The organism is Oryzomicrobium sp. (assembly GCF_021287045.1).
Taxonomy (GTDB): Bacteria; Pseudomonadota; Gammaproteobacteria; order Burkholderiales; family Rhodocyclaceae; genus Oryzomicrobium.
On record NZ_JAJTBG010000002.1, the window covers coordinates 23,525 to 47,651 of the forward strand.

Annotated in this window: 24 protein-coding genes and 2 tRNA genes; 7 read left to right on the top strand and 19 right to left on the bottom strand. The window is 68.7% G+C overall.

Annotated features, from left to right (window positions below; all coding sequences use genetic code 11):
• Nucleotide 1 precedes the first annotated feature (1 nt).
• On the top strand, nt 2-982 hold the full coding sequence (locus LWW89_RS02060; protein WP_293260401.1) for a lysylphosphatidylglycerol synthase transmembrane domain-containing protein: 981 nt from the start codon (nt 2-4) through the stop codon (nt 980-982).
• Between the two features lie 280 nt (nt 983-1,262).
• On the opposite strand, the gene LWW89_RS02065 is transcribed toward LWW89_RS02060, so the two are convergent.
• From LWW89_RS02065 to ccmA, 16 genes are all read right to left on the bottom strand, one after another.
• Nucleotides 1,263-1,904 (bottom strand): NapC/NirT family cytochrome c, encoded by a 642-nt coding sequence (locus tag LWW89_RS02065; RefSeq protein WP_293261267.1) that lies wholly within the window; start codon nt 1,902-1,904, stop codon nt 1,263-1,265.
• Between the two features lie 72 nt (nt 1,905-1,976).
• The gene (locus tag LWW89_RS02070; protein WP_293260404.1) at nt 1,977-2,432 is read right to left on the bottom strand and encodes a nitrate reductase cytochrome c-type subunit; all 456 of its coding nucleotides are present in this window, start codon (nt 2,430-2,432) and stop codon (nt 1,977-1,979) included.
• Nucleotides 2,429-3,322: a quinol dehydrogenase ferredoxin subunit NapH gene (gene napH, locus LWW89_RS02075; protein WP_293260407.1), complete on the bottom strand. Its 894-nt coding sequence runs from the start codon at nt 3,320-3,322 to the stop codon at nt 2,429-2,431. Before napH ends, LWW89_RS02070 begins: the two co-directional genes overlap by 4 nt.
• A gap of 1 nt (nt 3,323) precedes the next feature.
• Nucleotides 3,324-4,250, bottom strand: a complete 927-nt coding sequence (napG, locus tag LWW89_RS02080) for a ferredoxin-type protein NapG (protein ID WP_293260410.1) — start codon at nt 4,248-4,250, stop codon at nt 3,324-3,326.
• A gap of 35 nt (nt 4,251-4,285) precedes the next feature.
• Nucleotides 4,286-6,850, bottom strand: coding sequence for a nitrate reductase catalytic subunit NapA (napA, locus tag LWW89_RS02085; protein ID WP_293260413.1), 2,565 nt, complete (start codon nt 6,848-6,850; stop codon nt 4,286-4,288).
• Between the two features lie 2 nt (nt 6,851-6,852).
• A complete protein-coding gene (locus tag LWW89_RS02090; protein ID WP_293260416.1) occupies nt 6,853-7,170 on the bottom strand; it encodes a chaperone NapD in 318 nt (105 codons plus the stop codon).
• Nucleotides 7,167-7,739 (bottom strand): ferredoxin-type protein NapF, encoded by a 573-nt coding sequence (napF, locus tag LWW89_RS02095; protein WP_293260419.1) that lies wholly within the window; start codon nt 7,737-7,739, stop codon nt 7,167-7,169. The genes LWW89_RS02090 and napF overlap by 4 nt, the downstream gene beginning before the upstream one ends.
• Before the next feature lie 223 nt (nt 7,740-7,962).
• The gene (gene ccmI / locus LWW89_RS02100; protein ID WP_293260422.1) at nt 7,963-8,820 is read right to left on the bottom strand and encodes a c-type cytochrome biogenesis protein CcmI; all 858 of its coding nucleotides are present in this window, start codon (nt 8,818-8,820) and stop codon (nt 7,963-7,965) included.
• Nucleotides 8,817-9,362 (bottom strand): cytochrome c-type biogenesis protein, encoded by a 546-nt coding sequence (locus LWW89_RS02105; RefSeq protein WP_293260425.1) that lies wholly within the window; start codon nt 9,360-9,362, stop codon nt 8,817-8,819. Before LWW89_RS02105 ends, ccmI begins: the two co-directional genes overlap by 4 nt.
• Entirely contained in the window at nt 9,359-9,928 is a 570-nt protein-coding gene (locus tag LWW89_RS02110; RefSeq protein ID WP_293260428.1) for a DsbE family thiol:disulfide interchange protein, read from the bottom strand. The genes LWW89_RS02105 and LWW89_RS02110 overlap by 4 nt, the downstream gene beginning before the upstream one ends.
• A 48-nt stretch (nt 9,929-9,976) precedes the next feature.
• Nucleotides 9,977-11,968 carry a heme lyase CcmF/NrfE family subunit gene (locus tag LWW89_RS02115; RefSeq protein ID WP_293260431.1) on the bottom strand — a complete coding sequence of 664 codons (1,992 nt, stop codon included), beginning with the start codon at nt 11,966-11,968 and terminating at the stop codon, nt 9,977-9,979.
• Nucleotides 11,969-12,064: 96 nt separating this feature from the next.
• Entirely contained in the window at nt 12,065-12,565 is a 501-nt protein-coding gene (gene ccmE / locus LWW89_RS02120; RefSeq protein WP_293260434.1) for a cytochrome c maturation protein CcmE, read from the bottom strand.
• A complete protein-coding gene (gene ccmD, locus LWW89_RS02125; protein WP_293260437.1) occupies nt 12,562-12,762 on the bottom strand; it encodes a heme exporter protein CcmD in 201 nt (66 codons plus the stop codon). The genes ccmE and ccmD overlap by 4 nt, the downstream gene beginning before the upstream one ends.
• 17 nt (nt 12,763-12,779) lie before the next feature.
• Nucleotides 12,780-13,520 carry a heme ABC transporter permease CcmC gene (gene ccmC, locus LWW89_RS02130; protein ID WP_293260440.1) on the bottom strand — a complete coding sequence of 247 codons (741 nt, stop codon included), beginning with the start codon at nt 13,518-13,520 and terminating at the stop codon, nt 12,780-12,782.
• Nucleotides 13,521-13,590: 70 nt separating this feature from the next.
• Nucleotides 13,591-14,259 (bottom strand): heme exporter protein CcmB, encoded by a 669-nt coding sequence (gene ccmB, locus LWW89_RS02135; protein ID WP_293260442.1) that lies wholly within the window; start codon nt 14,257-14,259, stop codon nt 13,591-13,593.
• Nucleotides 14,252-14,881, bottom strand: coding sequence for a cytochrome c biogenesis heme-transporting ATPase CcmA (gene ccmA / locus LWW89_RS02140; RefSeq protein WP_293260445.1), 630 nt, complete (start codon nt 14,879-14,881; stop codon nt 14,252-14,254). The genes ccmB and ccmA overlap by 8 nt, the downstream gene beginning before the upstream one ends.
• A 382-nt stretch (nt 14,882-15,263) precedes the next feature.
• On the opposite strand from ccmA, the gene LWW89_RS02145 reads away from it, so the two are divergent.
• The 6 genes from LWW89_RS02145 to LWW89_RS02170 all read left to right on the top strand — a co-directional run bounded on the left by LWW89_RS02145 (nt 15,264) and on the right by LWW89_RS02170 (nt 23,142).
• On the top strand, nt 15,264-17,537 hold the full coding sequence (locus tag LWW89_RS02145) for an NADP-dependent malic enzyme (RefSeq protein WP_293261270.1): 2,274 nt from the start codon (nt 15,264-15,266) through the stop codon (nt 17,535-17,537).
• A gap of 102 nt (nt 17,538-17,639) precedes the next feature.
• Nucleotides 17,640-18,800 carry an ABC transporter permease gene (locus LWW89_RS02150; RefSeq protein WP_293260448.1) on the top strand — a complete coding sequence of 387 codons (1,161 nt, stop codon included), beginning with the start codon at nt 17,640-17,642 and terminating at the stop codon, nt 18,798-18,800.
• A gap of 1 nt (nt 18,801) precedes the next feature.
• A complete protein-coding gene (locus tag LWW89_RS02155) occupies nt 18,802-19,578 on the top strand; it encodes an ATP-binding cassette domain-containing protein (protein WP_293260451.1) in 777 nt (258 codons plus the stop codon).
• On the top strand, nt 19,575-20,573 hold the full coding sequence (locus LWW89_RS02160; protein WP_293260454.1) for an MlaD family protein: 999 nt from the start codon (nt 19,575-19,577) through the stop codon (nt 20,571-20,573). The genes LWW89_RS02155 and LWW89_RS02160 overlap by 4 nt, the downstream gene beginning before the upstream one ends.
• Nucleotides 20,570-21,190, top strand: a complete 621-nt coding sequence (locus tag LWW89_RS02165) for a PqiC family protein (protein WP_293260457.1) — start codon at nt 20,570-20,572, stop codon at nt 21,188-21,190. Before LWW89_RS02160 ends, LWW89_RS02165 begins: the two co-directional genes overlap by 4 nt.
• Before the next feature lie 293 nt (nt 21,191-21,483).
• Nucleotides 21,484-23,142, top strand: coding sequence for an L-lactate permease (locus LWW89_RS02170; RefSeq protein ID WP_293260460.1), 1,659 nt, complete (start codon nt 21,484-21,486; stop codon nt 23,140-23,142).
• A 135-nt stretch (nt 23,143-23,277) separates the two neighbouring features.
• On the opposite strand, the gene LWW89_RS02175 is transcribed toward LWW89_RS02170, so the two are convergent.
• The 3 genes from LWW89_RS02175 to LWW89_RS02185 all read right to left on the bottom strand — a co-directional run bounded on the left by LWW89_RS02175 (nt 23,278) and on the right by LWW89_RS02185 (nt 24,082).
• Nucleotides 23,278-23,353, bottom strand: a tRNA-Lys gene (locus tag LWW89_RS02175).
• Nucleotides 23,354-23,411: 58 nt separating this feature from the next.
• Nucleotides 23,412-23,487: transfer RNA gene (locus LWW89_RS02180), tRNA-Lys, on the bottom strand.
• Between the two features lie 67 nt (nt 23,488-23,554).
• Nucleotides 23,555-24,082, bottom strand: coding sequence for a flavin reductase family protein (locus tag LWW89_RS02185; protein WP_293260463.1), 528 nt, complete (start codon nt 24,080-24,082; stop codon nt 23,555-23,557).
• Nucleotides 24,083-24,127: the final 45 nt, after the last annotated feature.

Here is a 24,127-nt window from a genome sequence, read left to right on the forward strand (position 1 = left end):
CGTGATTTCCGCCAAGACCGCCGTCAAGCTGGCGGCGGCGCCCCTGCTGCTCGCCGCCGTGGTCTGGGTGGTGGACCCGGCCCGGGTCGCCGCCACCTTCCGCCGTCTCGACCTGGCCTGGGTCGCCCTCGGCCTGCTGGTGTCGATCGCCTCCAACGTGGTGTCCGCCTGGCGCTGGCACGAGCTGTCGCGCTGGCTGGGGCTGCGCTCGCCGCTGATCGCCATGGTGCGCGTCTATTTCCAGGGCATGACCGCCAACACCCTGCTGCCCGGCGCCACCCTGTCCGGCGACATGCTGCGCGCCGGCCTACTGGTGCGCGGGGGCAACCCGGTGCTGGAATCGGGCCTGTCGGTGGTGCTCGACCGCTTTTCCGGCCTGTGGGTGCTGTGCCTGATGTCCGGCGCGGTGGCTGGCGCCGTGCTGCTCGCCCTGGGCCTGCCGCCCTTCTGGCAGGGCCCGGCCCTGCCGGTGCTGGCCACCGCCGGCCTGACCCTGGCCGCCACCCTGGGCCTGTTCCTGTTGCCCCTGCTGTTCTTCTGGGGCGCCCGCCACGGCTTGCTGCCGCGCCTGCCGGCGCGCTGGCGCGCCCAGGCGGAACGCCTACTCGGCCTGCCCGAAGCCGGTCGCCAGTTCGTCTGGCAGCTGGGCATGTCGGCCCTGGTGCAGGTGCTTTCCATCGGAGCCCTGGCCCTGGCCGGCCGCGCTACCGGGCTGGACCTGCCGGTGTGGACCTACGCCGTGGCTGCGGCACCGATCTTCATCATGGCCGCCCTGCCGGTCAGCTTCGGCGGCTGGGGCACCCGGGAAGCCGGCGCCGCAGTGTGCCTGGGCCTGTTCGGCGCGAGCACCGAGCTGGCGGTGACCGCCTCCCTGCTCTACGGCATCTACGCCACGGTCCAGGCCGGCCTGGGGGTGCTGCTCACCTACCTGCCCGGCGCCTCGGGCGCGGCCAGCCCTTCCAGCCAAACCCCGCGCCAGTAGGGCTTTTCCGGGCACCGCCTTCCCAGAGCGAGGCTGGGTGCGGAGTTGCGGACAGGGCGGCCGGAAATGCCCGTCCCTATTGGGGCTTGGCCTGGCCCTTCCGCCGGGCGCAGCCGCATAACCCACTACCGGGCGGCCCGGCCCCGCTGCGCCGAACGGCTCTCCAGCGCCCCCGCGCCATGGGACATCCCTGTCCCGGCGCAAAAAAAACCGCCCCGGCATGCGGGGCGGTGTTTCGACGGCGAGGCGGCGGCGATGCAGCAATGGCCGCCTGAACTGCTTACTTCTCCTGCTTTTCGCCTTCCTCGGACTTGGCCGGGGCCTGGGCGGCTGCGCCTTCGGGCTTTTCCACCGGCGGGTGGAAGATTTCCGGGGCGGCACCGTTCTTTTCCGCGCCGATGCTCTGTTCCACGGCAGGCAGATGGTGGGCGATGCCCTTGTGGCAGTCGATGCAGGTCTTGCCGCCGTTGAGGCCTTCCTGGTGCATGCGCGCCGAGCGGCGGCCCTGCTCCGCGTAGTCGAAGTACTCGAAGTTGTGGCAGTTGCGGCACTCGCGGGAGTCGGTGCGCTTCATCCGCGCCCACTCGTGCTCGGCCAGTTCGAGGCGCTTGGCGTTGAACTTCTCCGGGGTGTCGATGGAGCCGAGAATCTTGTGCAGCACCTCGTTGGACGCCTGGATCTTGCGGATGATCTTGGGCACCCACTCCTTGGGCACGTGGCAGTCCGGGCAGGTGGCGCGCACGCCGGAGCGGTTGGAGTAGTGGATGGTGTTGCGGTACTCCTGGTACACGTTGTCCTTCATCTCGTGGCAGGAGATGCAGAACTGCTCCCGGTTGGTCCATTCCATGGCGGTGTTGAAGCCGCCCCAGAAGAGGATGCCGGCGACGAACAGGCCCACCACGGTCAGCGGCCCGATCGCCATCACGCGCGCCAGCAGGCGCTTGTAGAGGCTTTGCTTATCTTTGTTGTCAGCCGAGGTCATGACCAGCTCCTTTTAGTTGAGTCCCTGGGCGCGCTTGAAGGTGTTGCCCACCAGCGGCTTGGCATTGGTCTGGGGCACATGGCACTGGGTGCAGAAGTAGCGGCGTGGGCTGATGTTGGAAAGCTCCTTGCCGTCCCGGTCCTTGAAGTGGGTCAGGGACACCTTGGTCGCGCCGGTCTCCTTGTAACGCGTCCAGGAGTGGCAGTCCATGCACTTGTTGAATTCCTTGGTGATGTTGTAGTTGGCGATGGTGTGCGGGATCAGGGGCGGCTGCTGCACGTACTCGCGGGGGATCGGCTCCCGGTCCTTCTCGTACTTGTAGATGTCGCCCTCGTTCACCTCGGCCTTGATGTCGGCGTGGCGCAGGGATTCCACCACCGGCTTGGGATCGGCGGCACTGGCGGACAGGGAAACCGCCGCCAGCAGGGAGGCCAGCACCGCGGTCAGCAGGGGCAGGGAGAGTTTCATGACATGCTCCTTTGATCGAATCTATGTGAAAGACGGAATACGTCCTGGGCGCAGACATCGACGCAGCGGCCGCAGGTGGTGCAATCGGAAGCCAGGATGACCGGGGAGCCGCTGCCCTTGAGGGCGGGACGGATCACCTGGGGTTCGGGACAGACGGCAAAGCAGTCCATGCAGTCGTTGCAGCGGCTGCGCGCCGGTGCGGTGACCCGCACCAGGGCGGTCTTGCCGAGCAGGGAGTAGAAGGCCCCCATCGGGCACAGGTGGCCGCACCAGCCGCGGGAGGCGGTCAGGTCGTAGGCGAACACGGCGGCCAGGGCCAGCCAGCCCAGGCCCCAGCCGAAGAACAGGCTGCGGTGGAAGAAGGACACCGGATTGACCCATTCCCAGGCGATGCCGCCGGACAGGGCCGAGGCCACCAGGGTGGCGCCGAGCAGCCAGCGCCGGGTGGCTTCCGCCGGGGTCTTGCCGGTCTTGAGGCCGAGGCGGCGGCGTGACCAGGCGGCGGCGTCGGTCACCAGGTTCACCGGGCAGACCCAGCCGCAGAACACCCGGCCGCCCGCCAGCAGGTAGAAGGCGAGCACGATGGCGGCGCCGATCAGGGCGGTCTTGTAGGGCCAGTGGCCCGCCGCCAGGGATTGCAGCAGGGCGTAGGGGTCGGTGAGGGGCAGCACCCCCAGGGTCAGGCTGGAGGTGAGGTTGCCCTTCACCAGCCAGACGCCGAACCAGGGCCCGGCCAGGAACAGGGCCAGGATGGAAAGCTGCACGATGCGGCGCAGCAGCAGCCACTTGTGGGCGGCCAGCCAGCCGCGCACCCGCACCGATTCCAGGCCGGGCCGGGCCATCCGGGCGGGCGCGGCGGAAGGAGTGCCTGGAGGCATCGTGGCGGCCATGTCAGCGCTCCCCGCCCAGCCCCGGGGGGGCGGACGGCACGACGGGATGGGACGGCGCGGCGGGCAGGTCGCCGGCCGGAGCCGGTGAAACCGGCGGGGCATCGACGCCCCGGGCCGGCAGTTGCACCTGGTCGCCGATCAGGGAGCCGCCGGCCTTTTCCTTCTCTTCCCAGCCCTTGCGGTAGTGGGACGGCAGCTTGCCCTTAGCCAGGGCCACCGGCATCACCTTGATCGCCGCTTCCGGCAGCACGCAGGACTTCTCGCACTTGCCGCAGCCGGTGCAGTGGTCCGAATGCACCGTGGGCAGGAGCATGGCGTGGCGGTCGGAGCGGGGGTTGTGCATCTTCTCCAGGGTGATGGCCTGGTCGATCACCGGGCACACCCGGTAGCACACGTCGCAGCGCAGCCCGAGGAAGTTGAGGCAGCTCTCGTGGTCCACCAGGGCCGCCAGCCCCATGCGCGCCTGGTTGATGTCGGTCAGCCCGTGATCCAGGGCCCCGGTGGGGCAGGCCTTGACGCAAGGGATGTCCTCGCACATTTCGCAGGGCACCTGGCGGGCGGTGAAATAGGGGGTGCCCGACGCACCGACCCCATTGGCGTCGCCCAGGGGGGCAAGCTTGAGGGTGTCGTAGGGGCAGTCGCGCACGCACAGGCCGCAGCGCACGCAGGCGGCCAGGAAATCGGCCTCGGCCAGGGCTCCCGGCGGGCGCAGGGCCTGGGCCGGCAGGGCCCGGGCCTGGCGCGAGTAAAGGCCCACGCCCAGGGCCATCAGGCAGGCGCCGCCCGCCGCCCCCGCCACGCCGTTGATGAAGCGGCGGCGCGCCCCGGACGCGGGGCCGCCCGCCCCAGCCGGGGCGGCGGTCCCGTCCGCCCGGCGCGGGGCGCGGGGCAGGTCCGGAGTGGCGGGGATGTCGGGGCGGTCGGCCATGACGGTACGGGGCTAGGACGCTCGTGAGGCAGCGCTTAGGCGCGGGTCACCTTGACGGCGCACTTCTTGAAGTCGGTCTCTTTCGAGATCGGGCAGGTGGCGTCCAGGGTGAGCTTGTTGATCAGCTTGGATTCGTCGAAGAACGGCACGAACACCAGGCCCACCGGCGGCTTGTTGCGGCCCCGGGTCTCGATGCGCGCCTGGATCTCGCCGCGCCGCGAGGAGATTTTGACCACCATGCCGCGCTGCAAGCCGCGCTTCTTGGCGTCGTCCGGGTGCATGAAGATCTGGGCTTCGGGCACCGAGCGATGCAGCTCGGGCACGCGCCGGGTCATGGTGCCGGTGTGCCAGTGCTCCAGCACGCGGCCGGTGCACAGCCACAGGTCGTATTCCTGGTCGGGCATTTCGGGCGGCTCCTGGTACGGCAGGGCAAAAACTACCGCCTTGCCGTCCTTGTGGCCGTAGAACTTCACGCCCTCGCCCTTCTTCACGTAGGGGTCGTAGCCTTCCCGGTAGCGCCACTTGGTTTCCTGGCCCTCCACCACCGGCCAGCGCAGGCCACGGGCCTTGTGGTACAGGTCGAAATCGGCCAGATCGTGGCCGTGGCCGCGGCCGAAGCGGGCGTATTCCTCGAACAGGCCCTTCTGCACGTAGAAGCCGAAAGCCTGGGACTCGTCGTTGGTGGTGTAGTCCTTGATGGCGTGGCCGTTGACCTTGATGATGTCCGCGGTCGGGAACTTGTTCACCGCGCCGTTCTTGTACAGCACGTCGAACAGGGTCTTGCCCTTGTACTCGGGCTTCTTGGCCAGCAGTTCGGCGGGCCACACCTCTTCCATCTTGAAGCGCTTGGAGAACTCCATCAGCTGCCACAGGTCGGAACGGGCCTCGCCCGGCGCCTTGACCTGCTGGCGCCAGAACTGGGTGCGGCGCTCGGCGTTGCCGAAGGCGCCTTCCTTCTCCACCCACATGGCGGTGGGCAGGATCAGGTCGGCGGCCATGGCCGAGACGGTGGGGTACGGGTCGGAGACGACGATGAAGGCCGCCGGGTTGCGCCACCCCGGGTACAGCTCCTGGTTGATGTTCGGGCCGGCCTGCATGTTGTTGTTGCACTGCTGCCAGTAGCAGGCGATCTTGCCGTCCTTGAGCGCCCGGGCCATGGCCACGGCGTGCAGGCCGATCTTGTCCGGGATGGTGCCTTCGGGCAGCTGCCAAATCTCTTCGGCGTGCTTGCGGTGCTCCGGGTTGGTCACCACCATGTCCGCCGGCAGGCGGTGGGCGAAGGTGCCCACCTCGCGGGCGGTGCCACAGGCCGAGGGCTGCCCGGTGAGGGAGAAGGGGCTGTTGCCCGGCTCGCTGATCTTGCCCACCAGCAGGTGGACGTTGTAGATCATGTTGTTCACCCAGGTGCCGCGGGTGTGCTGGTTGAAGCCCATGGTCCAGAACGACACCACCTTGCGCTTGGGGTCGGCGTACAGCTCGGCCAGGGCCTTGAGGCGCTCGGCGGGCACGCCGGAGAGCTTGGCAGTCTTTTCCAGGGTGTATTCGGAGACGAACTTCTTGAACTCGTCGAAGCTGATCGGCTCGGACTTGCCGGTGTCGCCCTTGGGCTTGCCGTCGGCGCCGGGATAGCCGTTGCTGGTGGCCTTGGCTTCGAGCGGGTGGTTGGGGCGCAGGCCGAAACCGATATCGGTCTCGCCCTTCTTGAAGTTGACGTGGGCCTTGACGAACTCCTGGTTCACCTTGCCCGACTGGATGATGTGGTTGCAGATGTAGTTGAGGATGGCCAGGTCGGTCTGCGGATTGAAGACCATGGGGATGTCGGCCAGCTCGAAGGAGCGGTGCTCGAAGGTGGACAGCACGGCCACCTTGACGTTGGGGTTGGACAGGCGCCGGTCGGTGATGCGCGACCACAGGATCGGGTGCATCTCGGCCATGTTCGAGCCCCACAGCACGAAGGTCTCGGTGGCCTCGATGTCGTCGTAGCAGCCCATCGGCTCGTCCATGCCGAAGGTGCGCATGAAGCCGGTCACGGCGGAGGCCATGCAGTGGCGGGCGTTGGGGTCCAGGTTGTTGGAGCGGAAGCCGGCCTTGTACAGCTTGGCGGCGGCGTAGCCCTCCCAGATGGTCCACTGGCCGGAGCCGAACATGGCGATGGAGGTGGGGCCCTTGGTCTTCAGGGCTTCCTTCCATTTGGCCGCCATCACGTCGAAGGCCTCGTCCCAGGAGACCGGGGTGAAGTCGCCGTTCTTGTCGTACTTGCCGTTCTTCTTGCGCAGCAGGGGCTTGGTCAGGCGATCCTCGCCGTACATGATCTTGGACAGAAAGTAGCCCTTGATGCAGTTCAGGCCCCGGTTCACCGGCGCGTCCGGGTCCCCCTGGGTAGCCACCACGCGGCCGTTCTGGGTGCCCACCAGCACCGAGCAGCCGGTGCCGCAGAAGCGGCAGGCGGCCTTGTCCCAGCGCACGTCGGTGGATGTGGCGGCAGCAGCGCCGTCGGCGGGCGCCTTCTTGGCGGCCAGGGCGGGCATGGCAATGCCGGCGCTGGCGGCAGCGGCGGCCACGGCCTGGGTTTTCAGGAAATCGCGGCGATTGATGCTCATGGTCAGGCCTCCTGGAATTTGCGGACGGATTCGGGGGATGCGCCGCCGGCGTCGGCGGGGGCGGAGGCCGCGGCGGGCGCCTCCTCGGTTGCTCGTTCGGAGTGCTCGTAGGCCAGGGTGACGCAGATCACCGGCTCAAGCTGCTGGACCCGGGTCAGGGCCGTCGAAACGGTCTGCTCCGGCGTCTCTTCGACGGTGACGATCATGCGGCCGTCCTCGGTCTCGGCATGGATCTCGGCGCCGGGGATGGCGAGGAGGGCGTCGCGCAGGACCGCCATCTTGGCGGGCTGGGCGCGGACGACCAGGCTGGCTAGGTTCATGGAGCCTCCGTCGGAAAGAGAGGGGCGGAGGCGCGCTCCGCCGCGGGAAGGGGGGAGGAGCCGGCGGCGCGGCGCCGGGGTTCGATGGCGCCGGCCGGGCAAACTGGCACGCAGGCGCCGCAGCCGGTGCAGGCATCGGCATCAAGGGCCGGCAAAGGGGCGCCGCCCAAACGGGGACGGAACCGGATCGCCCCGGCCTCGCAGTGCTCGCCGCAGGTGCGGCATTCGACGCCCCGGCCGGGCAGGCAGGCTTCGGTAAAGGCCACCGCCAGATTCCAGGGTTCGGCCGCATCGGCGGCGAACGCCCCGTCGCGGCAGGCGCTCACGCACTCGCGGCACAAGGTGCAGCCGGTGGCGGCGAAGGTCAGTTCGGGAAAGCCCCCGTCGCCGCGCTTCAGCACTCCGGCGGGACAGGCGGCGATGCAGGCGTCGCAACGGCTACAGGCGGCGGCGAAGGCCGCCTCATCCGTCCAGGCCAGGCTCCAGGGGGGGCGGAACGGCAACACGGCACCCTGCCCCGCTTGGCGGAAGCAGCCGAACAGCAGATGGCGGCGTGCGAGCTGGGTCATGGTCGGTTTCCTCAGGAGAACACTTCTCCTGGCCGTCACTATAACCACATTCCCAGTCGGGAAATTTGATTCCGAGCAAAAACCGCATAACGCCCGGAGATCGAGTACACAAGCCAATCTCCACCCTGTTCAGAATTTTCCCAATAACGCTCCGAGGGCAAAAAAAGACCGGCGCCTGCGCGCCGGTCGGGAAAAGACGGGAAAACGTGAAGTCAGTATCGGGTCAGGGCTTGGCCGGGGTTTTCCCGGCGGCCGCCGCCTGGGCCCGGGCCTTCTCGATGGCGGACTTGATGGTGGCCTCTTCCTCCGAGCCCGGCTCGGCAGCGGGCAGGGCTTTGCTCCACAGATCGGCGGCGCGGGCGAACTGACCCTGGGAGGCGGCAGCGGCGCCGGCCAGGAGCAGCACCTTGGGCGACTGGGGATCGGCCTTGAGGGCCCGCTCCAGCAGCTTGGCCGGCTCGCCGGCGAAGCCCTGCTGGGCGTAGGCCTTGGCCTCGGCCCAGTCGGCCAGCAGGTCCGCGTTCTCACCGACCCGCTTGACCGCCTCGGCGAAGGCGCCGGCGGCGTCGTCGTAGCGGCCCAGCACCTTGTAGGAGCGGGCCAGCATCACCCAACCCTCGGGGTTGTCCGGGTTGGCCTTGAGCTTTTCCGACAGGGTCTTGACCATGCCCTCGATCTGGGCGGCGGTGACCTGGGGGCGCTGCTCCCGGGCCGCCGGGTCCAGGGCCCGGGGCGTGCCGAGCAGGACGTAGCCCAGGCCGCCCAGCAGGGGCACCAGCACCAGCAGGGCGATGGCGGTGCGCTTGGCGCCCGGAGTGGGCTTGGCCGGTGCGGCCTCGCCCTCGGCCACGTCGTCGAGAAGGCGCTTCTTCAGTTCAGCCTCGGCGCTGGCGAAATCGGCCGGGGTGAGCAGGCCGGCGTCCCGGTCCCGGCTCAGTTCGGCCAGCTGGTCGCGGAAGATGGCCAGGTTGGCGGCGCGGCGGTCGGCCCCGGCGTCGGCGGCGGGCTTGAGCAGGGGCGGCAGGAGGCGGGCGCAGACGGCGGCGATGAGCAGCGCCGCGACGATGGCGAAAGCGGTCATGGGGCAGGCTTATTGGAGGATTCGGGCGGGACCGGGCGATCCAGGCTGGCGAGCAGGGCGTCGGCCTGGCTGGCTTCGGCGGCGGACAGGTCGGCGGGCGGCACCTCGCGGCCGCGGCGGCGCAGGATGCGCACCAGGGCGCCCAGGCCGACCAGCACCAACGCCAGGGGGCCGAACCAGAGCAGCACGGTGGCGGCCTTGAGGGGCGGCCGGTAGAGGACGAAGTCGCCGTAGCGGTCCACCAGGTAGTCGGAAATCTCCTTGTCCGACTTGCCGGCGCGGATCTGCTCGCGGATTTCGTCGCGCAGGGCCTCGGCCAGCTCGGCGTGGGAACCGGCCAGAGATTCGTTCTGGCAGACCAGGCAGCGCAGGTCCTCGGAGATGGCGATCATGCGCTGCTCGACCACCGGGTCGTCGGCCAGGGGCGCGGCCTCTTTGGCCTGGACGGCGAAGGGCAGGACCAGGGCGGCGGCCAGGCAGGCGGCGCGCAGCAGGGCGGCGGGACTCGGCCTCAGACCCAAGTTCAGGTTGCGCGGGCTCACTTGGACAGCTCCCGGATGGCCGGCATCAACTTGGTGGCGATCACCTCGGGGGACACCGGGCCGACGTGCTTGAGGCGGATCACCCCGTTCTTGTCGATCAGGAAGGTTTCCGGGGCGCCATAGACGCCGTAGTCGATGGACGACTTGCCGCGGCCGTCGAAGACGGTCACGGCGTAGGGGTTGCCGAGCTTTTCCAGCCAGATTTTGGCCCGTTCCCGCTCGGTGTCCTCGGCGCCCTTCTCCAGGGTGAAATCGACGCCGACGATGGGCACCACGCCCTGCTTGGCAAACTCCACCAGCACCGGGTGCTCGTCCTTGCAGGCTGGGCACCAGCTGCCCCAGAAGTTGAGCAGCCAGACCTTGCCCTTCATGTCGGCCGGGGTGAAGGTCTTGCCCGGTTCGTGCAGCAGCGGCAGGACAAAGGCCGGGGCGGGCTTGTCGAGGAACTGGGAAGGCAGGATTTCCTGCCCGCCGCCCTCGCCCCGGTTGCCCTTGATGACCAGCCCGGCGGCGAGGAAGCCGACCAGGGCGAGGAAGCCGACGAGGGGCCAGAGGAATTTGTTCATGGCGTTGAAAAGAGTCGTGGCGAAGGTTCGTGACGGGAAAAGGACGGATCAGGCCTGGGGCGCCAGGGCCGCCTCGGCCTCGGCGCCGCGCTTGGCGCGCACCCGGTAGCGCCGGTCGGAAGCGGCGAGCAGGCCGCCGGCGGCCATCATCAGGCAGCCCCACCAGATCCAGTCCACGAAGGGCTTGTGGTACACCCGCACCGCCCAGGCGCCCTCGGGCTGGTTCTTGTCGATGGGCTCGCCCAGGGAGACGTACACGTCCCGGGTGAAGCCGGTATCGATGGCGGCCTCGGTCATGGGCATGGCCGAGGAGAAGTAGTTGCGCTTCTGCGGGTTGAGGTGGCGCAGCACCTTGCCGTCGCGGGACAGTTCCACGTCGCCGGCCAGGGCCACGTAGTTGGGGCCCTTTTCCTCGCGCACGCCGATGAAGCGGAAGTCGTAGCCGCCCACGGACACCGTGTCGCCCGGCTCCATCTTCACGTCGCGTTCGGTCTCGAAGCCCTTGACCATGGTCACGCCGACGATGAACGCCGCCACCCCCAGGTGGGCCAGGTGCATGCCCATGAACGAGCGGGGCTGACGGCGCAGGGTAGCGGCGAAGGAATCGCCGCCCCGGGTGGCCTGCACCCGTTCGACGATGTTCATGACCGCGGTGATCAGCACCCACACGGCCAGCAGCAGACCCAGGCCGATCAGCGGGGTGAACTTGCCGTAGATGAAGGGCAGGGCCACCCCGGCCACTACGGCGGCAGCGAAGGCCCAGCGCAGCAGACGGGCCAGTTCCTTGAGGCTGGCCTGCTTCCAGCGGGCGAAGGGGCCGACGCCCATGAGGAACACCACCGGCACCATCAGGGGCACGAACACGGCGTTGAAGTAGGGGGGGCCCACCGACAGCTTGCCGGCGCCCAGGGCGTCGATGGCCAGGGGGTAGAGGGTGCCGAGCAGCACGGTGGCGCAGGCCACCGCCAGCAGCACGTTGTTGGTGAGCAGCAGGGATTCCCGGGACACCAGGGCGAAGCGGCCGCCCAGGCCGACCTTGGGGGCACGCCAGGCGAACAGGGCCAGGGAGGTACCGACCACCAGGACGAGCAGGAAGAGGATGAAGATGCCGCGCTTGGGGTCGGTGGCGAAGGCGTGCACCGAGGTCAGCACCCCGGAGCGGACCAGGAAGGTGCCGAGCAGGGACAGGGAGAAGGCGGCGATGGCCAGGATCACCGTCCAGTTCTTGAAGCTGCCGCGCTTCTCGGTCACCGCCAGGGAGTGGATCAGGGCGGTGCCCACCAGCCAGGGCATGAAGGAAGCGTTTTCCACCGGGTCCCAGAACCACCAGCCGCCCCAGCCCAGTTCGTAGTAGGCCCACCAGGAGCCCAATGCGATGCCCAGGGTGAGGAAGATCCAGGCGGCGGCGGTCCAGGGGCGCGACCAGCGGGCCCAGGCGGCGTCGAGCTTGCCGGAGATGAGGGCGGCGATGGCGAAGGCGAAGGCCACCGAGAAGCCAACATAGCCCATGTACAGCATGGGCGGGTGGAAGACCAGGCCCGGGTCCTGCAACAGCGGGTTCAGGTCGCGGCCTTCCTCGGCGCCGGGCAGCAGGCGCTCGAAGGGGTTGGAGGTGAACAGGATGAACAGCAGCAGGCCCAGGGACACCAGGCCGAGCACCGCCAGCACCCGGGCCACCATGGCGTCCGGCAGCTGGCGCGAGAACACCGACACCGCCAGGGCCCACAGGGAGAGCAGCAGCACCCACAGCAGCAGGGAGCCTTCGTGGCCGCCCCACACCGCGGCGACCTTGTACTGCACCGGCAGCAGCGAGTTGCCGTGCTGGGCCACGTAGAGCACCGAGAAATCGTTCTGCAGGAAGGCGGCGGTGAGGCAGCCGAACGAGACGATCAACAGCAGGGCGTGGGTCTGAGCCGCAGGCCGGGCCAGGGCGATCCAGGCGGGGCTGCCGCGCTGGGCGCCGATCAGGGGCAGCACCCCTTGGACGAGCGCCACCAGGGCGGCGAGGATGAGGGCGAGATGGCCGATTTCGGGGATCATGAGGCGCTGTCCGGAAATACCGCCGCCGGAGGAACCGGCGGCATCAGGGCGGAGGCGGCGGAGCGGCAGGCGCCCCGCAGGCAAAACAACGGGAGCTTACTTGGCCGTGGCGGCGGCGGGCGTACCAGTCGGTAACGGCGCCGCCCCGTCGCCCTCGGCCTTGTTGGCGGCGGCCCGGGCGTGGGCGTCGGAGACGGCCTTGGCGGCCTCCGGCGGCATGTAGTTCTCGTCGTGCTTGGCCAGCACTTCGGAGGCGACGAAGCGCTCGCCTTCGAGCTTGCCCTGGGCGACCACGCCCTTGCCCTCCTGGAACAGGTCGGGAAGGATGCCCTTGTAGGCCACCGGCAGGGTCTTCTCGGTATCGGTAACGATGAAGCGCACGGTGACGCCGTCGGCTTCACGCTGCACCGAGCCCTGCTCGACCATGCCACCAATGCGGAAGGTCTTGCCCTGGGGTGCCTTGCCGGCAGCCACGTCGGTGGGCGAGAAGAAGAACACCAGGTTGCTGTTGAAGGCGTTGAGCACCAGGGTGGCGGCGACGCCGAGGGCGGCCAGGCCGCCAACGATCAGGGCGAGACGTTTGTGACGGGACTTCATGCGGACTTCCTTGCGGCGGTGGTCTCCAGCTCCTCGGCGCGCAGTTCGCGCTTGAGCCGGTTGACCACGTTGAGACGGCGGCGGGCCACCAGGATCGGCTCCACCACCAGGGCCAGGGCGGTCACCCCGAGGGAGCCCCAGACGTAGAGGGCGTAGCCGCCCATGGCAAAAAATTCGCTGGCGCTGTTCCAGTGCATGCGTGAGTTCCTCCTGCTCAGGCCTGGCGGACCAGGGCGCGCACCCAGTCGGTATGGCGTTCCCGGTCGAGAATGATGGCGCGCACCCGGGCAAAGGCCACGGCGATGGTGTACATCCAGAACGACAGGGCCATCAGCAGCATGCCCCACAGCATGGTGTGGGCCATCGACGGCGCCTTGGTCATGGAGATCGAGGCCCCCTGGTGCAGGGTGCTCCACCACTGCACCGAGAAATAGATGATCGGGATGTTCACCACCCCCACCAGCAGCAGCACCGCCCCGGCCTTGTCGGCGCGGCGCGGGTCGTCGATGGAGGCCACCAGGGCCATGTAGCCGACGTAGAGGAAGAACAGGACCAGTTCCGAGGTGAGGCGCGCATCCCACACCCACCAGGTGCCCCACATCGGCTTGCCCCACAGGGCACCGGTCCACAGCGACAGGAAGGCGAACAGGGCGCCGGTGGGGGCCAGGGCCTGGGCCATCATGCCCGACAGGCGGGTGTTGAAGACCAGGTTCATGGCGCCCCAGAAGGCCATCGCGCAGTAGATGAACATGCTCATCCACGAGGCCGGCACGTGCACGAAAATGATGCGGTAGCCCTCGCCCTGCTGGAAGTCGGTGGGGGCGACGAACAGGCCGAGCCACAGCCCGGCGGCGCCGAACAGGATCGCCAGGGCGACGAACAGGGGACGCAGGCGGCCGGCCAGGGGATAGAAGGTGGCCGGAGCGGCGTAGTGGAAGAGGTTAAGGTTGCTCATGGGCAGCCCGTTGCATGATTGGCGTTGCAAGAAAAGTGAGTAACCACTGACTTATTCATGGCGAAGCATATCAGTCTACCGCGATCCGCAGCCCCGCCGCAGCGGCGAAGGGGGCGAAACACAGGCCGGCCACGGTGAGCGCCGCCAGCAGCGACAGGTGGGCCTGGGGCCCCAGGCCGGTCAGGGTGGCGTCTACCGCCCCGGCGCCAAAGATCAGCACCGGCACGTACAGGGGCAGGATCAGCAGAGACAGCAGCACCGCGCCGCCGCGCAGCCCCAGGGTCAGGGCGGCGCCGATGGCGCCTATGCCGGACAGGGCCGGGGTGCCCAAGGCGATCGACAGGGTCAGCACCGCCAGGGCGTCGCCGGGCAGGTCGAATTGTAGGCCGAGCACCGGAGCCACCAGGGCCAGGGGCAGGCCGGCCACCAGCCAGTGGGCGATCACCTTGCCGAGCACCACCAGGCCGAGGGGCTGGGGGGCGAGCATCAGTTGCTCCAGGCTGCCGTCGCGGAAATCGTCGGCAAACAGGCGCGGCAGGGTGAGCAGGGTGGACAAGAGGGCACCGACCCACAGCACGCCGGGGGACAGCTTGCGCAGCAGGTCCGGTTCCGGCCCGACCCCCAGGGGAAAGAGGCTGGCGACGATGACGAAGAAGAACAGGGCGGCGCCGATATCGGCCTGGCGACGCCAGGCCAGCTTCAGGTCGCGGCGCACCACCGCCAGCACCACCTCAAACATCGCCGCGCTCCCCCAGCCACAATTCGCGCACCGTGGCGCCGGGCACGCTGACCGGCTGGTGAGTGGTCATCACCACCAGCCCGCCACCGGCCACATGGGCGCCGATGCGCCCGGCCAGCCAGGACACGGCCTTCACATCGAGGGCGACGAAGGGTTCGTCGAGCACCCACAGGGGGCGCCGGTCGCGGATCAGCCGGGCCAGGGCGACGCGGCGCTTCTGCCCCTGGGACAGCACTCGGCAGGGCAGGTCGGCGCGGCTCGCCAGGCCCACCTCGCCCAGGGCCTGGAAATCCCGTTCCTCGTCGGCGGCCAGGCCGGCGACGCGGGCCGAGACGGCCAGGTTCTCCAGGGGAGTCAGTTCTTCCTTGATGCCGTTGCCGTGGCCCAGGTAAGCGAGCTGACCCCGGTAGTCCTCGCCCAGCTTGGCCACCGGGGCACCCTGCCAGCGGATCTCGCCGTCCACCGGCTGGGTCAGGCCCACCAGGGTGCGCAGCAGAGTGGTCTTGCCCGCGCCGTTGTGGCCGGAAACATGGAGCAATTCCCCCGCGTCGAGCCGAAAGCCGACCCCGGCGAACAGGCGGCGGTCGCCGCGGGCGCATTCCAGGTTGGTCACTTCGAGCATGGGCGGAGGGGCAGGGCAGACTGCGGCAAGGGCAGGGAGAGTGGCAGAGCGGAGGGCGGGCCGGGCGGCAAAGCGGCGCTCCGCGGTGGCGTCGATCCCCGCAACGGCCGGGGCGACGGGCAAATTTTGAACGGCGAAGTGTAGCCGCAGCATGACGATAATCAAAATATGCCGAATTGCCCGCCACACCGGGCCGGCAGCCCTTCGGCGACGGGCTGCCGGCCGGCCGGAAAGCGGGGCGCGGGGCCGGACTTTGCAGCCGCAAGGGGGAGGAGGATAATCGAGCCCTTTTTCTTCTTGCCTCCGCAGCCGCCCGCCGCCCCCTCCCGGCCCGGGCCCGGAGGCTCCCCAACGAGGAGACACCATGGAAAAGAAGGGACCGATGGAGCGTGACCTGCGCGAGGCCGCCCTCGAATACCACCGCCTGCCGACCCCGGGCAAGATCGCGGTGCGCCCGACCAAGGGCCTGACCAACCAGCGCGACCTGGCCCTGGCCTACTCGCCCGGCGTGGCTTACGCCTGCGAAGAAATCGTCGCCAATCCTGGCGCCGTCGATGAAATGACCTCCCGCGGCAACCTAGTGGGCGTGGTCACCAACGGCACCGCCGTGCTCGGTCTGGGCAACATCGGCCCCCTGGCCGCCAAGCCGGTGATGGAAGGCAAGGGCTGCCTGTTCAAGAAATTCGCCGGCATCGACGTCTTCGACATCGAAATCTCCGAGAACGACCCGGACAAGCTGATCGACATGATCGCTGCCCTGGAACCGACCCTGGGCGGCATCAACCTTGAGGACATCAAGGCCCCCGAGTGCTTCTACATCGAAGAGAAGCTCAAGGAGCGCATGTCCATCCCCGTCTTCCACGACGACCAGCACGGCACTGCCATCATCTCCGCCGCGGCCATGCTCAACGGCCTCAAGGTCATCGGCAAGGACGTGGGCAGCGTCAAAGTGGTCTGCTCCGGCGCCGGCGCCGCCGCCATCTCCTGCCTCAACCTGTGGTGCGAACTGGGCATCAAGCGCGAGAACGTCACCGTCTGCGACTCCAAGGGCGTCATCTATGTCGGCCGCGACGCCAACATGGAGGCGACCAAGGCCCGCTACGCCCAGGAAACCACCGCCCGCACCCTGGGCGACGCCATCGTCGGCGCCGACATCTTCCTCGGCCTGTCCGCCGCCGGCGTGCTCAAGCCCGAGATGGTCAAGCAGATGGCCAAGGACCCGCTGGTCTTCGCCCTGGCCAACCCGACCCCGGAAATCATGCCGGAGCTGGCCAAGGAAGTGCGCCCGGACGCGATCATCGCCACCGGCCGCTCCGACTACGCCAACCAGGTCAACAACGTCCTGTGCTTCCCCTTCATCTTCCGCGGTGCCCTGGACGTCGGTGCCAAGCGCATCACCGAAGAGATGAAGCTGGCCTGCGTCAAGGCCATCGCCGCCCTGGCCCAGGAAGAGATCAGCGACGAAGTGGCCCTGGCCTACCCCGGCCAGCAGCTCGCCTTCGGCCCGGAATACCTGATTCCCAAGCCCTTCGACCCGCGCCTGATCTCGATCATCGCCCCGGCCGTGGCCCAGGCCGCCGTGGATTCCGGCGTCGCCACCCGGCCCATCCCTGACATGGCCGCCTACCGGGACAAGCTCAAGGAATTCAACACCCACACCGGCGTGGGCATGCGCGCCGTGTTCCTGGCCGCCAAGCAGGGCCCGGTTCAGCGCATCGTCTACGCCGAGGGCGAGGACGAGCGCGTGCTGCGCGCCGTCCAGGTGGTGCTCGAAGAGCGCCTGGCCAAGCCGATCCTGGTGGGCCGCCCCGAGGTGATCGAGGCCCGCCTGCAAAAGATCGGTTCCAAGCTCAAGGCCGGCGAGCACTTCGAAGTGGTCAACCCGAACTACGACGACCGCTACAAGGAATGCTGGAGCGCCTACCATCAGATGATGAAGCGTCACGGCGTGACCATCGACATCGCCAAGATGCGGCTGCGCGCCGACAACACCATCATTGGCGCCATGCTGGTCAAGCTCGGCTACGCCGACGGCCTGATCTGCGGCGTATCCGGCCGCTTCGCCCACCATCTGCGTCAGGTGGACGAGGTGATCGGCAAGGCCCCGGGCCACGACACCCTGGCCGCCATGAACCACCTGCTGCTGCCGGGCCGCTCCCTGTTCCTGTGCGACACCCACGTCAACGAGACCCCGGACGCCGCCCAGATCGCCGACATCGCCCTGATGGCCGCCGAGGCGGTGAAGAGCTTTGGCCTGACGCCCAAGGTCGCCCTGCTCTCCCACTCCAACTACGGCTCCTCCCAGTCCGCCTCGGCGCGCAAGATGGCCGCCGCCCTGGAGCTGGTGCGGGCCAAGGCCCCGGAGCTGGAAGTCGACGGCGAAATGCACGGCGACTCCGCCCTGTCCGAGGAAATCCGCCACCAGTCCGATCCGGAATCCCCCCTCAAGGGCGAGGCCAACGTGCTGGTGATGCCCAACCTGGACGCCGCCAACATCTCCTACAACCTGCTCAAGATGACCGGCGGCGAAGGCGTGACCATCGGCCCCATCCTGCTCGGTGCCGCCCGCCCGGTGCACGTGCTCACCTCCACCGCCACCGTGCGGCGCCTGGTGAACATGACCGCCCTGGCGGTGGTGGACGCCGGCCGCCGCTAAACCGGCGCGCCCGCTCTCCGCATGACCGGCGGCGCCGCAAGGGGCCGCCGGTTTTTTTACGCCCGGACTTGTCATTACGCCGGCATCGCCCATAATCGCTGCTTGGTTTTCCTGCTGCGCCGCAACGTGACCGATCCGCCTTTGCCACCGCCCCGTTTCGCCATCGACGCCCGCCCCGGCGGCGCCCGGCTGGCCCTTGGCGGCGCCTGGCGCCGCGACCAGGCCCGGCCCGCCCCGGCCGCCATCGTCCAGGCCGCCCGGAGCGCCCTGCCCGGCGGCGGCACTCTGGAGGTGGACGGCAGCGCCCTGGGCCCCTGGGACGGCACCCTGCCCGCCCTGCTGCGCGAACTGGCCGACGCCCTGGCTCCTAGCATCGTCCTCGACCTGGCCGCCCTGCCCGCTGGAGCCGCCCGCCTGGTGGCCCTGGCCGGCGCCAGCGTCCCGCCGGACAAACGCACGCCGCCGCCGGACAACTTCTTCCGCCGCATCGGCCAATCCACCCTGGACCGGCTCGCCGACGGCCGCGAGTTCCTGCGCTACCTGGGCGAAATCATCCTGGCCCTGGGCGCCTTCCTGGGCGGCCGGGCGCGCATGCGCCGCAACGACTTCTGGTGGGTGGTCCAGGAAGTGGGGCCCCAGGCCTTTCCCATCGTCACCCTGATCAGCCTGCTGGTGGGCCTGATCCTGGCCTACATGGGCGCCCAGCAGCTGGCCATGTTCGGCGCCCAGATCTACATCGCCGACCTGGTGGGCATTGGCATGGTGCGCGAGATCGCCGCCCTGATGACCGGCATCGTGGTGGCCGGGCGCAGCGGCGCGGCCTTCGCCGCCCAGCTCGGCACCATGCAGGTCAACCAGGAGATCGACGCCTTCCGCACCTGGGGCATCCCGCCGGTGGAGTTCCTGGTGCTGCCCCGGCTCCTCGCCCTGGTCGTGATGATGCCCCTGCTCACCCTCTACGCCGGGCTGGTGGGGGTGCTGGGCGGCGCCCTGGTGGCCCTCACCATCTTCGACATCGGCGCTTTCGAGTACTACCACCAGACCCTCGCCGCCTTGACCCTGACCCACATGGCCGTGGGCCTCTTCAAAGGCACCCTGTACGGCTCCCTGGTGGCCCTGGCCGGCTGCGTGCGCGGCCTGCAATGCGGGCGCAGCGCCCAGGCGGTGGGCGAGGCCACCACCTCGGCAGTGGTCACCAGCATCCTGTTCATCGTGGTGGCCGCCTCCCTGACCACCATCGTCTTCCAGAAACTGGGGATCTGACGTGATTGCGCCGACCCCGGGCATCGCTCCCGCCGCCCCGCCGCCGATCGAGGTGCGCGACCTGACCATGGCCTACGGTGAACGGGTGATCCAGCGCGACCTCAACTTCACCATCGCCGCCGGCAGCATCTGCGCCATCATGGGCGGCAGCGGCTGCGGCAAGAGCACCCTGATGCGCCACCTGATCGGCCTGGAAGCGCCGGCCAAGGGCCGGGTGCTGCTGCAAGGCCAGGACCTGTGGGCGACGCCGGACCGGGAGCGGGAAGCCTTGCTGCGCCGCTTCGGGGTGATGTTCCAGCTGGGCGCCCTGTGGAGCTCCCTGACCCTGATCGAGAACGTGCTGCTGCCCCTGGGCGAGTACACCGACCTGTCCCCGGCCGACGCCCGGGCGGTAGCCCGCTTCAAGCTGGCCCTGACCGGGCTGGAAGGCTTCGAGGACTACTATCCCTCGGAAATCTCCGGCGGCATGGTCAAGCGTGCCGCCCTGGCCCGGGCCATGGCCCTGGACCCGGAAATCCTCTTCATCGACGAGCCCTCCGCCGGCCTCGACCCGATCAGTTCGCGCCGTCTCGACGACCTGATCCTGGAGCTGCGCGACAGCCTGGGCACCACGGTGGTGATCGTCACCCACGAACTGCCCAGCGTCTTCGCCATCGCCGACGACGCCCTCTTCCTCGACAACCAGACCCGGACCTTGATCGCCCAGGGCAGTCCCCGCGACCTCGCCCATTCCGACAATCCTGCGGTCCGCGCCTTCATGAACCGGGAAGCCCCATGAGCAAACGCGCCAACCCCACCCTGATCGGCATCTTCGTCACCGGCGCCCTGGCCCTGCTGGTGGCCGCCATCCTCGTTCTCGGCAGCGGCAACGCCTTCAAGAAGACACGCAAGGCCATCATGTACTTCGACGGCTCGGTCTACGGCCTGCAAGTGGGCGCCCCGGTGGTGTTCCGCGGCGTGCGGGTGGGCACGGTGCAGAAGATCGGCATCGAGACCGACCCGACCTCCCATTCCCTGGTGATCCCGGTGATCGCCGAATTCACCGCCGACCAGACCATCAACCCCTTCTACAAGAGCGAGCACGACGCCATCGACGCCGACTTCGACCGGCTCGTCTCCCGGGGCCTGCGCGCCCAGCTCGACTTGCAGAGCCTGCTCACCGGCCAGCTGATGGTCCAGCTCGACTTCAACCCGAGCAAGGAAGGCCGGGTTCTGGGCCTGCACCCGGAGATGCAGGAGATTCCGACCGCCCCCTCGCCCCTCCAGGCCATCTCCAACGAACTGAGCCGCCAGCCCCTGGACCAGGTGATCGGTGAATTCACCCAGGGCATGAAATCCCTGAGCCAGCTGCTCAACTCCCCGGACCTGCGCCACACCATCGAAAGCCTGGCGCGCACCTCGGCCAACCTGGAGAACCTCAGCGACCAGCTGCGTAGCGGCACCCCGTCGCTGCTCAAGCGCAGCGACGCCACCCTGGCATCCCTGGAAAAGGCCGCCGACAAGGCCGCCGCCGCCCTGGACAACGTGAACGCTCTGACCAGCCCGGATTCGGAAACGGTGCGCCAACTGCGCGGCACCCTCAAGGACCTGAGCACCGCCGCCCACAACGTGAATGCCCTGACCGGCGACGATTCGGCCACCCTGGACCAGTTGCAGCGCACCCTGCGCGACATGCGCGCCATGGCGCGCAACGTGCAGAACCTGGCCGACACCCTGGACCGCCACCCGGAAGCCCTGCTCCGGGGCAAGGCCACCACTGGAGAGACTCAATGACCCGCCGCCGCGCTCCGTGCAGCGCCCGCACCGCGCTCACCGCCATCCCCGCCCTCGGCCTGGCCGTCCTGCTCCTGGCCGGCTGCGGCGCCACGCCGCCCTCGCGCTTCTACGTCCTGCCCGCCCCGCCCACGGCCACCGCCACCGCGCCCACCGTCCCGGCCAGCTACCCGGCCCTGCGCCTGCTGCCGGTGCGCCTGCCGGACTACCTGTCCCGGCCGGCCATGGCGATCCGTCAGGACGACAGCGAGATCCGCTACCTGGACACCACCCGCTGGGCCGAACCCCTGGACGACGGCGTCACCCGCGCCCTGGGCCAGGCCCTGATCGAGCGCCTGGGCGACCGCCGGGTCTACCGCAGCGGCCTGGGCAACGGCATCGTCACGGCCGACGCCCTGCCCCTGCGCGTCGAGGTGCTGCGCTTCGACAACGCCCCGGACGGCAGCGCCGTGCTCGAAGCCCGCTGGCAGCTCGGCAACGCGCCCTGGCAGCGGGGCCGCTACATCACCCCCGCCGCCGGGACCGAGCGCAGCGGCGCCGTGGCCGCCCTGGCCGCCACCCTGGGCCAGTTGGCCGACGCCATCATCGCCAGCCCGGTTCCGGCCGCCAAACCCTAAGCGCCGCCCCTCTCCGGCAGCACCCGCGCCGAGGCCCGCCTTCCGTCCACGACGAAAGGCGGGCCTCGGCGTTTCTACGGGCCGTTCCGCCCCGCCACGGCGACGAAATTACGATTAGTACACTTGGTTACGCAAATCGCTATACTCGTCACAGCCGGCGCAAGTTGTCTTACAAGTTGCCCGGCCACGGGCAGCCGCATCCGCCCTCACCTGCGACCCGCCGATTGACGCGATCCCCGAGCCACGGGCCGCCATCAGAACACCGGGGAAGACATCAAAGGAGAGGAGTACCCATGGTCTGGCAACAAATCTACGATCCCTTCGGCAGCATGGTCGTCTCGACGGCCCTGGCTGCTATTCCGGTGGTGGTGATGCTGGTCGGCCTCGGCTTCCTGCATCTGAAGGCCCACGTGGCCGCCGGCGCCGGCCTGGTCAGCGCCATCGTCATCGCCATCGTCGCCTTCGGCATGCCCTCCGAGATGGCCGGCAAGGCGGCCCTGCTCGGCGGTCTGACCGGTTTGCTGCCAATCGGCTGGATCGTGCTCAACATCATCTTCCTGCACCAGCTGACCGAGCAGAACGGCTCGTTCAAGATCCTCCAGGACTCCATCGCCGGCATCACCGAGGACCGGCGCCTGCAACTGCTGCTGATCGCCTTCGCCTTCGGCGCCTTCTTCGAGGGCGCGGCCGGCTTCGGCACCCCGGTGGCGGTGACCGCGGCGATCCTCATCGGCCTAGGCTTCTCGCCCCTGGCCGCCTCGGGCCTGTCCCTGATCGCCAACACCGCACCGGTGGCCTACGGCGCCCTGGGCACGCCGATCATCACCCTGGCCAAGGTGCACAACTACGACGTGATGGCCATCTCGGCCATGGTCGGCCGCCAGTTGCCGTTCTTCTCGCTGATGGTGCCGTTCTGGCTGATCTGGGCCTTCGCCGGGCGGCGCGGCATGATGGGCATCTGGCCGGCGATCCTGGTCACCGGGGTGAGCTTCGCCATTCCCCAGTACCTGGTGTCCAACTTCTTCGGCCCCGAGCTGGTGGACGTGATCGCCGCCCTGGTGTCGATGACCTGCCTGGTGCTCTTCCTCAAGGTCTGGCAGCCCAAGCAAATCTGGACCAAGACCTCGCTCCGGGGCCACGAGGACAGCGACCCGGGCCAGGAAGCCAGCAAGCCGGTCAAGCATCCCACCGCCGACGTGGTGCGCGCCTGGACCCCCTGGGTGATCCTCACCGTGTTCGTCTTCATCTGGGGCCTGCCGCCGGTGAAGGACTTCCTCAACGGCCTGTACGCGCCCAAGTTCCCCATCGACGGGCTGCACCAGCTGATCGAGAAGATGCCGCCGGTGGTGACCAAGCCGACCAAGGAAGGGGCCGTCTACATCTTCAACCTGCTCTCGGCCACCGGCACCGGCATCTTCGTCGCGGCCCTGGTCGGCGGGCTGGTGATGAAGTACAACCCGTTCCAGTTGATCGCCAGCTACGGACGGACCCTGTGGCTGGTCAAGTTCTCCCTGCTGACCATCGTGCTGATGCTGGCCCTGGGCACCCTGACCCGCTACTCGGGGCTGGACACCACCCTGGGCCTGGCCTTCGCCCAGACCGGCGTGCTCTATCCCTTCTTCGGCACCCTGATGGGCTGGCTGGGGGTGGCGCTGACCGGCTCGGACACGGCCTCCAACGTGCTGTTCGGCGGCATGCAGAAGGTGGCGGCGGACCAGATCGGCGTCTCGCCCAACCTGATGGGCGCGGCCAACAGCTCGGGGGGCGTGATGGGCAAGATGATCGACGCCCAGTCGATCGTGGTGGCCTCCACGGCGACCCGCTGGTTCCACCACGAGGGCGACATCCTGCGCTACGTGTTCTTCCACTCCATAGCTCTGGCCTGCCTGGTCGGCATCCTGGTCACCCTCCAGGCCTACGTGCCGCCCTTCACCCACATGGTGATCCACTGAGCGCACTGGGCCAATCGCAAAAAAACCCCGCTTCGGCGGGGTTTTTCATGGAACGTGGGCAATCCCGGCAAAAGTGCATGAATCGCCACGCCGAAAAGCAAAAACCCCAGCCCGGAGGCTGGGGTTTTCTAAAACTGGTGGGCCGTGAAAGATTCGAACTTTCGACCTACGGATTAAGAGTCCGCTGCTCTACCAGCTGAGCTAACGACCCAGTTTTTACTGCGCTTGCGAAGTCTAACTCGCCATTGCCGCAACTACCAAGCGGTCATTGGTGGGTCGGGAGAGATTCGAACTCTCGACCAACGGATTAAAAGTCCGCTGCTCTACCGACTGAGCTACCGACCCCCAAGTGAGCGCAAGATTATAAAAAAAGCGAAAACGATCTGTCAATGCATTTTCGCGCCTGTTTGTCTTATTGGGAGACGTCGCCGAGGTGGCGGTAGCGGCCGTCGTGGAACAGCAGGGGCGCCCGGGAGGGGTCCCGGTCGATGCCGACCACTTCGCCGATGAAGATGAGGTGGTCGCCGCCGGGAACGCGCTGGGTGTTCCTCACCTCGAACCAGGCGCAGCAGCCCGAGAGCAGGGGTGCGCCGCCGGCGCCGGGACGCCAGTCCACGCCGTCGAACTTGTCGGCCAGGCGCGAGGCGAACTGGTTGGACACGCCGGCCTGGTCCGCCGCCAGCACGTTGATCGCGTAGTAGTGGGCGGATTCGAAGGCTTCCCGGCTGGGGGAATCGGCCGACAGGCTCCACAGGACCAGCGGCGGTTCCAGGGATACCGAGTTGAACGAGCTGACCGTCAGGCCGATCGCCACCCCGTTGGGGTCCAGGGTGGTCACCACGGTGACGCCGGTGGCGAAACGCCCCAGGGTATCCCGGAGTTCCCGCGAATCGAACGGGGGAGCGTCGGCCAGGCTGTCGACGGCGGAACGGAGGGTCATGATGACGGCGCGGGCAAAAGGCGCGATTTTACATCAGTCCGCCGC

Excerpts from the sequence above, each read along its gene's own strand:
- LWW89_RS02110 (WP_293260428.1), bottom strand. The coding sequence starts at position 9,928 with ATGAACAAATTCCTCTGGCCCCTCGTCGGCTTCCTCGCCCTGGTCGGC.
- LWW89_RS02090 (WP_293260416.1), bottom strand. The coding sequence starts at position 7,170 with ATGAACCTAGCCAGCCTGGTCGTCCGCGCCCAGCCCGCCAAGATGGCG.
- ccmC (WP_293260440.1), bottom strand. The coding sequence starts at position 13,520 with ATGAGCAACCTTAACCTCTTCCACTACGCCGCTCCGGCCACCTTCTAT.
- ccmB (WP_293260442.1), bottom strand. The coding sequence starts at position 14,259 with ATGTTTGAGGTGGTGCTGGCGGTGGTGCGCCGCGACCTGAAGCTGGCC.
- LWW89_RS02145 (WP_293261270.1), top strand. The coding sequence starts at position 15,264 with ATGGAGCGTGACCTGCGCGAGGCCGCCCTCGAATACCACCGCCTGCCG.
- napF (WP_293260419.1), bottom strand. The coding sequence starts at position 7,739 with ATGACCCAGCTCGCACGCCGCCATCTGCTGTTCGGCTGCTTCCGCCAA.
- napH (WP_293260407.1), bottom strand. The coding sequence starts at position 3,322 with ATGGCCGCCACGATGCCTCCAGGCACTCCTTCCGCCGCGCCCGCCCGG.
- LWW89_RS02165 (WP_293260457.1), top strand. The coding sequence starts at position 20,570 with ATGACCCGCCGCCGCGCTCCGTGCAGCGCCCGCACCGCGCTCACCGCC.
- LWW89_RS02070 (WP_293260404.1), bottom strand. The coding sequence starts at position 2,432 with ATGAAACTCTCCCTGCCCCTGCTGACCGCGGTGCTGGCCTCCCTGCTG.
- LWW89_RS02170 (WP_293260460.1), top strand. The coding sequence starts at position 21,484 with ATGGTCTGGCAACAAATCTACGATCCCTTCGGCAGCATGGTCGTCTCG.
- napG (WP_293260410.1), bottom strand. The coding sequence starts at position 4,250 with ATGGCCGACCGCCCCGACATCCCCGCCACTCCGGACCTGCCCCGCGCC.
- LWW89_RS02115 (WP_293260431.1), bottom strand. The coding sequence starts at position 11,968 with ATGATCCCCGAAATCGGCCATCTCGCCCTCATCCTCGCCGCCCTGGTG.
- ccmD (WP_293260437.1), bottom strand. The coding sequence starts at position 12,762 with ATGCACTGGAACAGCGCCAGCGAATTTTTTGCCATGGGCGGCTACGCC.
- napA (WP_293260413.1), bottom strand. The coding sequence starts at position 6,850 with ATGAGCATCAATCGCCGCGATTTCCTGAAAACCCAGGCCGTGGCCGCC.
- ccmI (WP_293260422.1), bottom strand. The coding sequence starts at position 8,820 with ATGACCGCTTTCGCCATCGTCGCGGCGCTGCTCATCGCCGCCGTCTGC.
- LWW89_RS02185 (WP_293260463.1), bottom strand. The coding sequence starts at position 24,082 with ATGACCCTCCGTTCCGCCGTCGACAGCCTGGCCGACGCTCCCCCGTTC.
- ccmA (WP_293260445.1), bottom strand. The coding sequence starts at position 14,881 with ATGCTCGAAGTGACCAACCTGGAATGCGCCCGCGGCGACCGCCGCCTG.
- LWW89_RS02160 (WP_293260454.1), top strand. The coding sequence starts at position 19,575 with ATGAGCAAACGCGCCAACCCCACCCTGATCGGCATCTTCGTCACCGGC.
- LWW89_RS02065 (WP_293261267.1), bottom strand. The coding sequence starts at position 1,904 with ATGGCGATCGGGCCGCTGACCGTGGTGGGCCTGTTCGTCGCCGGCATC.
- ccmE (WP_293260434.1), bottom strand. The coding sequence starts at position 12,565 with ATGAAGTCCCGTCACAAACGTCTCGCCCTGATCGTTGGCGGCCTGGCC.